The 11,560-nt window shown below is 71.4% G+C and carries 11 protein-coding genes; 6 read left to right on the top strand and 5 right to left on the bottom strand.

Features of this window, described 5'->3' with window-relative positions:
• Positions 1-84 precede the first annotated feature (84 nt).
• Both GUY61_RS03200 and GUY61_RS03205 read left to right on the top strand, forming a co-directional pair.
• Positions 85-309 carry a hypothetical protein gene (locus GUY61_RS03200; protein ID WP_166628490.1) on the top strand — a complete coding sequence of 75 codons (225 nt, stop codon included), beginning with the start codon at positions 85-87 and terminating at the stop codon, positions 307-309.
• Between the two features lie 333 nt (positions 310-642).
• The gene (locus GUY61_RS03205) at positions 643-804 is read left to right on the top strand and encodes a DUF5670 family protein (RefSeq protein ID WP_166628491.1); all 162 of its coding nucleotides are present in this window, start codon (positions 643-645) and stop codon (positions 802-804) included.
• A gap of 87 nt (positions 805-891) precedes the next feature.
• Here GUY61_RS03205 and GUY61_RS03210 read toward each other — a convergent pair whose 3' ends face one another.
• The 3 genes from GUY61_RS03210 to GUY61_RS03220 all read right to left on the bottom strand — a co-directional run bounded on the left by GUY61_RS03210 (position 892) and on the right by GUY61_RS03220 (position 3,282).
• The gene (locus tag GUY61_RS03210) at positions 892-1,773 is read right to left on the bottom strand and encodes a glycoside hydrolase family 19 protein (protein ID WP_166628492.1); all 882 of its coding nucleotides are present in this window, start codon (positions 1,771-1,773) and stop codon (positions 892-894) included.
• Positions 1,774-1,922: 149 nt separating this feature from the next.
• Positions 1,923-2,456 (bottom strand): sugar O-acetyltransferase, encoded by a 534-nt coding sequence (locus GUY61_RS03215; protein WP_166628517.1) that lies wholly within the window; start codon positions 2,454-2,456, stop codon positions 1,923-1,925.
• Positions 2,457-3,015: 559 nt separating this feature from the next.
• On the bottom strand, positions 3,016-3,282 hold the full coding sequence (locus tag GUY61_RS03220; protein ID WP_166628493.1) for a hypothetical protein: 267 nt from the start codon (positions 3,280-3,282) through the stop codon (positions 3,016-3,018).
• A 312-nt stretch (positions 3,283-3,594) separates the two neighbouring features.
• Between GUY61_RS03220 and GUY61_RS03225 the strand changes: the two genes are divergently transcribed.
• A complete protein-coding gene (locus GUY61_RS03225; protein WP_166628494.1) occupies positions 3,595-4,347 on the top strand; it encodes a hypothetical protein in 753 nt (250 codons plus the stop codon).
• 366 nt (positions 4,348-4,713) lie between these two features.
• On the opposite strand, the gene GUY61_RS03230 is transcribed toward GUY61_RS03225, so the two are convergent.
• Entirely contained in the window at positions 4,714-5,358 is a 645-nt protein-coding gene (locus GUY61_RS03230; RefSeq protein WP_166628495.1) for a pentapeptide repeat-containing protein, read from the bottom strand.
• 184 nt (positions 5,359-5,542) lie between these two features.
• Positions 5,543-5,953 (bottom strand): Fur family transcriptional regulator, encoded by a 411-nt coding sequence (locus tag GUY61_RS03235; protein WP_166628496.1) that lies wholly within the window; start codon positions 5,951-5,953, stop codon positions 5,543-5,545.
• A gap of 540 nt (positions 5,954-6,493) precedes the next feature.
• On the opposite strand from GUY61_RS03235, the gene katG reads away from it, so the two are divergent.
• The 3 genes from katG (at position 6,494) to chvE (ending at position 11,559) form a co-directional block, all read left to right on the top strand.
• Positions 6,494-8,725, top strand: a complete 2,232-nt coding sequence (katG, locus tag GUY61_RS03245; RefSeq protein ID WP_166628497.1) for a catalase/peroxidase HPI — start codon at positions 6,494-6,496, stop codon at positions 8,723-8,725.
• Between the two features lie 353 nt (positions 8,726-9,078).
• A complete protein-coding gene (locus GUY61_RS03250) occupies positions 9,079-9,522 on the top strand; it encodes a hypothetical protein (RefSeq protein ID WP_166628498.1) in 444 nt (147 codons plus the stop codon).
• Positions 9,523-10,452: 930 nt separating this feature from the next.
• Entirely contained in the window at positions 10,453-11,559 is a 1,107-nt protein-coding gene (gene chvE, locus GUY61_RS03255) for a multiple monosaccharide ABC transporter substrate-binding protein (RefSeq protein WP_166628499.1), read from the top strand.
• Position 11,560: the final 1 nt, after the last annotated feature.

The raw sequence follows: 11,560 nt of genomic DNA on the forward strand, positions 1-11,560 counted from the left end.
GGGCGGGGGGACGGACCGGAACGGGCACCCCGGGCGATAAGTGATCATGGTCCGGTGGCAGGCATCAAGGTCATGTCTGTACACATGTGCATTCTGCGACGGGGTGGTGCCGAGGTGGACCGGCGTCCGGTCGACTTCGGCGTCACGGTCTACACGGTCGGGGTCCAGCGCAACCCCCAGCCACCGCACGAGATCAAGCCCGCACTGGTCGGGGGCGGCGCGGCCGAGGGCTGGGAGCACTTTCCCTACCGGGGGACGGAGGGAACGGACCTGGTGTTCGACGCGGACGCGCCCGCCCGGCATGTGTGAGCCGTACGCGCGGGAGTGTGTCCGCCCGGCGCCACCGCGGAACGGACCTGGTGTTCGACGCGGACGCGCCCGCCCGGCATGTGTGAGCCGTACGCGCGGGAGTGTGTCCGCCCGGCGCCACCGCGGTCACCCTCCCGGTGGGCACTCCCCGGTGGGCACTCGTTCCGCGGGAGCGAGAACGGCAACGGCGGTGTTCGCCGGAGCGCGGAGAGGGGGCTTTGAACATTCCTGCCGGATGCGCCGCGGATTCCCTCGCACACGAAGGGCGGAGCGAGGGATGTGAACGTGTGCGGGCTTGAATCCGGGGCAGACGGCGGTCGGAGGTTGATAAACATGGTTCCCCTTCTTCTCGTTCTTCTGCTTGCTCTGCTCCTTTTCGGTGCGGGCTTCGCGGTGAAGGCGCTGTGGTGGATCGCCGTCATCGTGCTGGTGCTGTGGCTGCTGGGCTTCGTGATGCGCCCGAGCGGCAGCAGTGGTCGCTGGTACCGCTGGTAGCGCGGGCCGCGTCCGCACCGAAGGGCGGTGGTCCCAGCCCGGAAGGGTTGGGGCCACCGCCTCCTCTTAGCCGCCGGGCGGTGTTCCTCAGCAGCTGAGATTTCCTCCGGGTGACACACCGAGGATCTGCGTGAAGCGCTGGTAATTGTCGATCCGGCTCTGCACCTGCGCGGGATTCTTGCCGTCGCATTCGAGTGCGCCGTTGATGCTGCGGATCGTCTGGCCGAAGCCCGCGCCCGTCACCATCGCGCTGTGACCGGTCATGGTGCCCGGTCCGCTCTGCGTGTTCCAGTACCAGAGGCCGGTCTTCCAGGCGACCGACGCGTCGTTCTGGACGAGGTAGGGGTTGTTCAGCAGGTCGATGCCGAGCGCGTCGCCGGCGGCCTTGTAGTTGAAGTTCCAGCTGAGCTGGATCGGTCCGCGGCCGTAGTACGCCGCCTGGCCGGCGGGGCAGCCGTACCGCTGACTCCAGTCGCAGTAGTGCGGGTAGTTGGCGGTGTTCTGCTCCACGATGTGGACCAGTCCGCCGGTCTCGTGCGAGACGTTCGCGAGGAAGGCGGCGGCCTCCTGCTTCTTCACGGTGTCGCTGCCGGTGGTCGCGAAGCCGGGGTAGGCGCCGAGCGCGGCGGTGAGGCCGCTGTACGTGTAGAACGAGTTCCGGGAAGGGAACATCTGGTTGAACTGGGCCTCGGAGACCACGAACCCGGACGGCACGGGGTCACCGCCGCCCCCGCCGCAGCTGCCCTGGTCGGCCCAGACCTCGGCGGTGCCGGGCGTCTCGTTCTGCGTCCACCACCTCGCCAGCCAGTTGCGGCCGTTGTGCGAGGCGGTCTTGCCGCCGGTGTAGACCGTGGAGGAACTCCACGGTGCGGCGCACTCGGCGGCCGAAGCCGTGGTCGCGGGGAGGAGTACGGCCAGGGCGAAGGCCGTGCAGAACGCCGCGAAGAGCGCCGACGCGCGTCTGAACATGGGGGGTTCCTTCCGTGGGGATACTCCATACGGAAGCGTTAATGGTCTGTACCTGTCAAGGTCTAGACCTGTATCGTCTCTGTGTCCTTCTCCCGGTGCCGACGGGCTGTTGGTGGACCGTCAGATGCTGCGCGTGAATGTCAGTGGCGTCAGAGTGTGCGGACGACGCGGGCCGGGTTGCCCAGGGCGACCACACCGGCCGGCAGGTCCTTGGTCACCACCGCACCCGCGCCGACCACCGTGTTCTCCCCGATCGTCACCCCCGGGCAGACGATCACGCCGCCACCGAGCCAGACGTTGTCGCCTACGGAGATGGGCTTGGCGCTCTCCCACTTGGCGCGCCGCCTCTCCGGGTCGAGCGGATGAGTGGGCGTCAGGAGCTGCACACCGGGGCCGAACAGGGCGTCGGCGCCGATGGTGATCCTCGCGACGTCGAGCAGGACGGCGCCGAAGTTGAGGAACGAACCCCGCCCGACGCTGATGTGGTAGCCGTAGTCGACGTGCAGGGGCGGCCGGATCTCCACGCCCTCGCCCAGGTCCCCCAGCAGTTCGGCGAGGATCGCCCGGCGTGCCCCGGGGCCGTCGACGGAGGAGGCGTTGAACCGCTCGCTCAGCCGGGCCGCCCGGGCGAGATCGGCCGCGAGCTCGGGGTCGTCGGCGATGTACGGCAGACCGGCGAGCATGCGTTCCTTCTGACTGGGCACAGGGCTCCCTCTTCCGCTTCCGCTCACGACGGGCCGGCCCTCCAGTCTGCCGCCGTCCCGGCCCGACGGAACGGCGGCAGACCGGAAGACCGGGGCGGCCCCGGCCCTCTGTCCCCCGGCGGGAGCCGGGGCCGGCGAGCGGCGCGCCGGCGAGCAGCGTGCCGGGGGCAGAGGGCCGGGCGGCCGGGGCAGGCCCGAGGCCACGAACACCGCCCTGTCCCGGCTCTCGGAGAGCACGACGGTGGCCCGGGCCCCGCCTGCCAGAGCGGCCGTACGCGTCCTCGCGCCGGGCGCGGTCAGCACCGCGGCGAGTTCCTCCGCGCTGCTCGGCTCGACCGGCCTCCGTGCGGGCGTCCTGCGCCCGACCGTACTGCCACACGGCCGTGCCTCCGAGCGCGGCGGCCGTGGGCCAGGCACACCGCCAGGACCCACCGGGAGGGCGACCGCCTCCGGTCACGGCGCCGGCGCGACCCCGCCTGCGCGGCGGTGTGCGGCGCTTCCTGACGGACCGTGGCGACGCGGCCCATGACCCGGTCCTTCAGCTCCTGCCGGGGCGGGACGGTCGCCGCCGGCGCCAGGCCTCGTCGTAGGCCGGCGTCCGGTCCAGCGGGGCCGCCCTGTGGTCGCGTACGGCGGATGCCTCTGCCGGGTGGACCCGGTCGCGCAGCACGCTCCGCGCGATGCCCAGCACGGAACCCGCCACCACGTCGTAGAAGCGGGAAGAGGCCGGCGGATCACCGCGGGCGACGGATGCCGTCAGCTCCTCGAGATCCGGTTCCGCGGACGGGTTCCGACCGATGTGCACGGCTCACGAGGAGGTCCTCCAGGATGAATGCCGACTGCATGTGTTCCGGTGCCGGGATGCCTCCGGACCGGCCCGGAGGGCGGGTTGCGCCGCGGCACCCCCGTACCACCGCCGGTCCCGCCCGTCGGGGCGTCCCGCACCACCGCGGCACCCGGTGCCGCCGAGGTGCCCCACCCCCCGTGACAGCGGATGAGTCGATCACCGCCGGCGTGCGTACTTCCCCACGTGGGCATCGGGGGCGCGCGGTGCGGGTCGGGCACCGCGTCGGCGCGCCTCGGCCCGAGCACGTGGGACGAGAGAGCAGTGAGGAACATGGGCACGACCGCGAGGACAAACACACGCCCCCGGAAGGGCCGCAGGAAGGCGGCGACGGAGCAGGCCGTCTTCGTCGATGCCACCGGGCGCAGGGGCGCCCGGCTGCGACGGCTGGGCTGGGCCCTCTCGCTGGGCTGTGCGAGCTACGCCGTGACACTGGCCGCCGTGATCGCCGGAGGCGACTCGGCCGCGCCCTGGCTGCCGATACCCGGGGCGGGCCAGGCGCAGGCGGCCCCGGGGGCGACACCCTCCGAGCGGGGCGAGGGGTCTGCACCACCGGCCGACGGTGCGACCTCCACGGCCCCGGCGCCGTCCGTGTCGCCGTCCGTGCCACCGGCGGACGGGACCGGATGGCGGCCGGACCGGGCCGTGCGGGTCCCCGCGTTCCCCGGTGCCGGCGCCGGCGCGTCGACCGTGCCGGGAGAGACCACGGCGGAGACCTCCGCCGCCGGCGCCCCGGACCCCGCCACCGGGGACCGGGAGCCGTCCGCCACGGCGACGGGCACGGCCGCGGGCGAGGACCCCGGGGGACCCGCGCCGCCCCTGCCCTCCCAGGCACCGGACGACACCGGTTCGGCACCGGCCGGGGACCCCTCCACCGGGACCGCCGTTCCCCCGCAGGACACACCGGAACCGGGCACCGGCTCCACGCCTTCCTCCTCCACGCCTTCCTCCTCCGCGCGGGACGGCGCGGACAGCGTGGAGACGGACACCGCGGGGGGCGGCACCGGCGCGCCGCCCCCCGGATAGCCGGGGAACGCCCCTCGGGCAGCCGGGGAAGGGGAAGACGCCGGGGACAGGGCCCGGGGCGGTGCCGCGCCGGCGGGCAGGGAGCGATGGCCGGGGGCCGGGAGTTCCGCGCCCCCGGCGGGCCGGAGCGCGGGCCGGGCTCACTCCTGCGCATCAGGCCCATCCGCCGGGCGACGGCGCGGTGCGCGGAGCGGGCGGCGTGCCAGCGCCCGCCGGGCCTGCTGGTCCCGCCGGTCCCGCCACGACGGCACCGTCCGCGCCGGGTGGCCCTTGGGGGCCGGCGGAGAGAGTCCCGCCAGCCGGTACAGCAGAGCCGCGCCCACGGCGGAACCGTCCGCGTGCCCGCCGGCCACGGGCCCCTCGTCCTCACCAGCCGACGTCGAAGCCCAGCGCGGTCGCGATCACCGCGGCCTGGTCGGTGTCGATACGCGCCCTTGCCACCTTCACCGTCAGCGGATCGAGGGCGGACAGGTCGCTGCCGCGCAGATCGGCGCCCGTGAGATCGGCGCCGTGCAGCAGGGCGCCGGACAGGTCGACGCCGGTGAGAGTGGCCTCCTCCAGCCGGGCGGCCGTCAGATCCGTCTCCCGCATGCGCACCCCCTCGAAGCTCGCCTTGCGCAGCTGCGCCCCCGGCAGCGCGGTGAACGACCAGTCACCGCCGCTCACGGAGAAGAGCGTGAAGGTGCACTGCTGGAACAGAGCGCCGACCGCCTTGCACTGCTCGAACTTCGTGTCGAAGAACGTGCACCGTCTGAAGGTGCAGTTGGTGAAGGCCGACGAGGAGAAGCGGGCCGCGTTGAACTTCACCCCGGCGAACACGCACGAGTCGAAGACCACGGCCTCACCCGCTGTCTCGGTCATGTCCGTGTCGAAGAACGTGTAGCCGGACCAGGTACTGCCCGACAGATCCCGCCCGTACCAGTCCTCGTCGCGCACCACACGGTCCGGGTCCGGAACGGCGACCTCGGGCGACACGGGGTCGATGTTGGCGCGTTCGCGTCTGATGGCCATACGGCTCATCCAACACCGTGCCACTGACAGTGCCACGGGTCCGGCCGTCCCGCCGCGGTGCCCCGAAGGACGCGCGCAGGCCCGTGCAGGGCGACCGCAGGGACTCGCCCGCATCCGCATGGACCACAGTCCCCGCAGGTCCCCGCACCCCCGCAGGTACCGCACCGGACTGCCGGCCGGGTGCTCAGGAGCAGGACGGGCACAGCCCCCGGTAGGTGACCTCGGCCTCGGAGACCGTGAAGCCGAATCGTTCCTCCGCTGGGAGGTCGGCCAGCGGATCCCCCGTCGGGTGGACGTCGCGTATGGTGCCGCACCCGGAGCACACCAGGTGCTGGTGCGGGCGGTGCGCGTTGGGGTCGTAACGCTTGGCGCGCCCGTCGGTGGCGACCTCCGTGACCTCACCGAGGGAGACCAGCTCGCCCAGGGTGTTGTAGACGGTCGCCCGGGAGATCTCGGGCAGCCGCCGAGCCGCGCGGGCGTGCACCTCGTCGGCGGTGAGATGCACGTGCTCGCCGTCGAGGACCTCCGCAACGACACGTCGCTGGGAGGTCATGCGCCAGCCACGCCCTCGCAGTCGCTCCAGCAGGTCACTCATATCGGTTCACCTATCACGTTCGGTTGGACACCAGCAGTTTATCCGTGGATGTTCGGGTTCCGATGGGATACGGGTTTGGCGCGCTTCTTGACTTGGACTCTGTCTATCGTAGGATCGGTTCTGGCGATAGCCAAGGGACAGGAAGACTTCAGTACGGCATGACACAGAGACGTGACGGGACCACCGCCGACGAGCCGCGCGGTGCCGGCGTGCGGGTGAGGGCCACCCGCGTCGCGCCGCTCGAGCCCGTACGGGACGGCGACCACCACGGTGCCGAGGCGATCGCCCCCGGCGAACGCGATCGCGTGGAGGTCGCCCTTCACCTCGGGGACGACCACCACCACGTCATGTGCCGGTCAGCGGTGCCGTCGCCGGTCCGGCCGCGGCCGTCCGGCCGGCGAGACCCCCTGCCCGACCGCGTCCGACGACCACGGCATCCCGCGAGGCGAGGCCGAGACCGTCCTCCGGGGCCCGCGCCCCGGCTGTTCCGCCACCCGCAGTTCCAGAGCACCGTGATCCGCCTGGTCCGGAAGGATTCCCATGACTGAGAACCATGACGCCATCGTCGTCGACCCGAAAACGGAGGGCGGAGGTGGCTGCCCCGTCGCGCACGGGCGCGCCCCGCACCCGACTCAGGGCGGCGGAAACCGCCAGTGGTGGCCGGAGCGGCTCAACGTGAAGGCCCTCGCCAAGAACCCCGCCGTGGCCAACCCCCTCGGCGAGGAGTTCGACTACGCCGAGGCGTTCAAGAGCCTCGATCTCGCGGCCGTCAAACAGGACATCGCCGGGGTACTGACGACCTCGCAGGACTGGTGGCCCGCCGACTTCGGCCACTACGGCCCGCTCATCATCCGCATGGCCTGGCACAGCGCGGGCACCTACCGGATCAGCGACGGCCGCGGTGGCGCCGGCGCCGGTCAGCAGCGCTTCGCCCCCCTCAACAGCTGGCCCGACAACGCCAACCTCGACAAGGCACGCCGCCTGCTGTGGCCGGTCAAGAAGAAGTACGGCCGGAACATCTCGTGGGCCGACCTCATGATCCTCGCCGGCAACGTCGCCCTCGAGTCGATGGGCTTCGAGACCTTCGGCTTCGCCGGTGGCCGTGAGGACGTCTGGGAGCCCGACGAGGACGTCTACTGGGGTCCCGAGTCCACCTGGCTCGGCGACGAGCGCTACTCCGGCGACCGCGAGCTCGAGAACCCCCTGGCCGCGGTCCAGATGGGCCTCATCTACGTCAACCCGGAGGGCCCCAACGGCAACCCGGACCCGATCGCCGCGGCCCGCGACATCCGTGAGACCTTCCGCCGGATGGCGATGAACGACGAGGAGACGGTCGCCCTGATCGCGGGCGGCCACACCTTCGGCAAGACCCACGGCGCGGGCCCGGCGGACAACGTCGGCCCCGACCCCGAGGCCGCGCCGCTCGAGGAGCAGGGCCTCGGCTGGAAGAACTCCTTCGGGACCGGCAAGGGTGGCGACACGATCACCAGCGGTCTCGAGGTCACGTGGACGAACACCCCGACGACCTGGGACAACAGCTTCTTCGAGATCCTGTTCGGGTACGAGTGGGAGCTGACCAAGAGCCCCGCGGGCGCCCACCAGTGGAAGCCGAAGGACGGCGCCGGGGAGGGCACCGTTCCCGACGCCCACGACCCGTCGAAGAGCCAGGCCCCGGCTATGCTGACGACCGACCTCGCGCTGCGGTTCGACCCGGTCTACGAGCCGATCTCGCGGCGCTTCCTGGAGAACCCCGACCAGTTCGCCGACGCCTTCGCCCGGGCGTGGTTCAAGCTCACCCACCGCGACATGGGCCCGGTCGCGCGCTACCTCGGCCCGGAGGTCCCGTCCGAGACGCTGCTGTGGCAGGACCCCCTGCCCGCGCGGACGTACGAGCTCATCGACTCCGAGGACGTCGCGACCCTCAAGGACCGGATCCTGGCCTCGGGCCTGCCGGTGTCCGAACTCGTCTCCACCGCGTGGGCGTCGGCGTCGTCCTTCCGCGGCAGCGACAAGCGCGGCGGCGCCAACGGCGCGCGCATCCGCCTCGAGCCGCAGAGCGGGTGGGAGGTCAACCAGCCCGACCAGCTGGCGACGGTGCTGCGCACCCTGGAAGGCATCCAGGAGTCCTTCAACGCCGCCCAGGCCGGCGGCAAGCAGGTCTCGCTCGCCGACCTGATCGTGCTCGCCGGCTGTGCGGCCGTCGAGAAGGCTGCCAAGGACGCCGGCTTCGACATCGAGGTCCCCTTCACGCCGGGCCGCGTCGACGCCTCGCAGGAGCAGACCGACGTGGAGTCGTTCGCGGCGCTCGAGCCGACCGCCGACGGGTTCCGCAACTACCTCGGGAAGAGCAACCGCCTGCCGGCCGAGTACCTGCTGATCGACCGGGCGAACCTGCTGAACCTGAGCGCGCCCGAGATGACTGTCCTCGTCGGTGGCCTGCGCGTCCTGGGCGCGAACCACCAGCAGTCGTCGCTCGGCGTCTTCACCACGGCCCCCGGGACCCTGACGAACGACTTCTTCGTCAACCTGCTCGACCTGGGCACGGCGTGGAAGTCGACGTCCGAGGACGCGAACACGTTCGAGGGCCGTGACGCGGCCACGGGCGAGGTCAAGTGGACCGGCAGCCGCGCCGACCTCGTCTTCGGGTCGAACTCCGAGCTGCGCGCGCTGGCGGAGGTGTACGCGAGCGACGACGCGAAGGAGAAGTTCGTGAAGGACTTCGTCGCGGCGTGGGACAAGGTCATGAACCTGGACCGGTTCGACCTCGTCTGAGTCCTCCGACTCGTCTGATCAGGACGTCCGGGCCGGCCGGCCCGGACGTCCTCGCGTTGTCCTCGCGTTGTCCTCGCGTTGTCCTCGGGGCCGGTTGCCGTGGCCGTGGCGGGGCCACGGCAACCGGCCGACCGGACGGACCGGCAGCGGAGTGGAGGAGCGGAAGCGGGCGGAGCCCCGACTCGCGGCAGTCGGCGCCCGGACGTACGTTGAGGGAAAGGCGATCCGGCGGCGCGCATGCCGTCAACTGCCCCTGGCCGAAGGGTCGGCCGGGGCGCGGTCGGCCCCGTCCGTGAGGACGGACCGGGCCCGTCCCGTCGGGGTGATCGGGCACTGCGGACGAAAGGACGCTGATGGCCGTTGTCGTCACGCAGATCGCGTTCATCGTCCTGGCCGCGGCAACGGTGGCCTCGGTGATCATCGCGGTCTGGACCTACCGCCGCAGCGCGCAGGCCCAAGTGAGTGCCGCGCAGGCTCAGCTCCAGCTGTCCGCCCTCGGCATCCTGCAGCACTACCTCGATCTCGCGGTCGAACGCACCGATCTGGCGAGCCCCGGCGACGAGCGGCCGGCCGACGCCCGGTACGCCTGGTTCGCCGCACACGCGCTCAACACGGCGCAGACCCTGCAGCGGCTCGTCGGGGAACACCCCGACTGGCAGCGGGCGATCAACGCCATCATCCGCCGGCACCGGCCCTATCTGACGTCGGGCGCCTTCGTATGCGACGACTTCACCCCCGGATTCGTCGAATATCTCCGGGAGCGGGTCCCGGAGTTGAGATGCGCCGACGACCGGTGAACGGAAGTTGACCGGGCGGCACGCAGGCCTCCAGGGCCGACGTGCGGACCCAAGGACCGTAGCCTGCGCGTGCGCGGGGGCCGACCGGCTTCCCGGCCCGGTGCGCCACCGAACTCCTCCGCGGTTCCTCCCGCGTTCACACCTGCCGCTCCCGCCGGGCCGCGCACTTCGGACCGGCCGGTCACGGCTCCGGGGGCGGCGGGCCCCGCTGTCGGCGTAGTCGGCCGGTCGGAGAGCCCGCGTCGCTTCCCGCCGTGCCCTCACCGACCCGCCGTGCCCTCCTTCCGGGGCCCTGCGTACCGGCCTTCCGGACCCTGTGCACCGGCCTTCCGGACCCTGTGCACCGGCGAAAACCGGAAGATCCACCGGAAGCCGTGACGGGTCGCCGCACCCGCCGTCACGGGGTTCCTCGCCGTGTGTGCCGAGGCCGCTGCGCGCAGTGCGCACCTGGGGTACGCTGCCGCCGAACCACAAGGTCTCCGCGATCGTGGCTGGTCACCCCGGCCCGTTCGTGACGTGGGATCGACCGCTCGTCGGTTGTTCGATATATCGACCGATCCGACTCTGCGGCACCTCAGCGAGACCCGGCGGGCCGCGGCCCGCCGGTCCCGACCATTTCAGGTCACACCGAGGCGTCGGCACGTCCCGGTGCCCATGACCGTGACCGTGCCCGGAGGCAGGAGGGCGGCCGAGCCGATCAGGTAGAGCTCCCCGCAGTGCCGGGAGGAGAGGCCCCACCAGGGCTTTCCGGTATCCCGGCGGCATCCGCATGCGGGGCGTCACACCCACCGGGCCCGGCGCGCCGCGCCCGGCGGCTGTTCCCGCCCTCCGGCGGGGCCGTGGCCTACGGGCCACCGTCCGGTGCCCGGTTGCCCCTCCGTCTCCCGCGCACGTCACCTCTCCGCCGTCCCTGATTAAGGATTGAAGAACATGCACATCCGCACCACCGCCGCTGCGGCCGTATCCGTGTCCGTCGTCCTCACCTTCACACTCACCGCCTGTGGTGAGGACAGCGGGGGCAGCGCGGGCGGTAGACCCTCCGAAGACGCCATGGTCGGTATAGCCATGCCGACCAAGGCGTCGGAGCGCTGGCTCGCGGACGGCAAGAACATGGTCGACCAGCTCGAGGACCTCGGTTACAGGACGACGCTGCAGTACGGCGAGGACGACCCGAAGATCCAGCTCTCGCAGATCGAGAGCATGATCTCCAAGGGTGTGGACGCCCTGGTGATCGCCTCGATCGACGGCCGCGCGCTCGGAGACGTCCTCAAGAAGGCCGCCGAGGCCGACATCGCCGTCTTCGCGTACGACCGGCTGATCCTCGACACCCCCGATGTCGACTACTACGCCTCCTTCGACAACGAGAAGGTCGGCGAGCTCCAGGCCACGTACATCGTCGAGAACCTCGGGTTGGTGAACGGCAGCGAGAAGGGGCCCTTCAGCATCGAGTTGTTCGCCGGCTCGCCGGACGACAACAACACCCGCTATTTCTGGCAGGGTGCCCTGAACGTCCTGAAGCCGTACGTTGGCATGAAGCAACTGGTCGTCAAGTCCGGCCAGACGAAGATGAATCAGGTGACAACGTTGCGCTGGGACGGTGGTACCGCCCAGAAGCGCATGAACCGGATCCTCGCCTCCAGCTACGGCGCCGAGACGGTGGACGCCGTCCTGTCCCCGTACGACGGCATGTCGCTGGGCATCCTGGCCGCCCTGAAGTCGAACGGCTACGGCGCCGAGGGCAAGCAACTGCCGATCGTCACCGGCCAGGACGCCGAGGTGCCCTCGATCAAGTCGATCATCCGTGACGAGCAGACGATGACCGTCTACAAGGACACCCGCAAACTGGCCCTGGTCACCGCCACCATGGTCGACTCGGTCCTCAACGGATCGGACCCCGTGGTCAATGACACCAAGACGTACGACAACGGGAAGAAGGTCGTCCCCGCGTACCTGCTCGAACCCGTCGGCGTCGACAAGGAGAACTACGAGAACGAGCTCGTGGACTCGGGTTACATCGAGGAGAAGGACCTCGGCTGAC

The organism is Streptomyces sp. GC420 (assembly GCF_009916105.1).
In the GTDB taxonomy this organism is placed as follows: domain Bacteria; phylum Actinomycetota; class Actinomycetes; order Streptomycetales; family Streptomycetaceae; genus Streptomyces.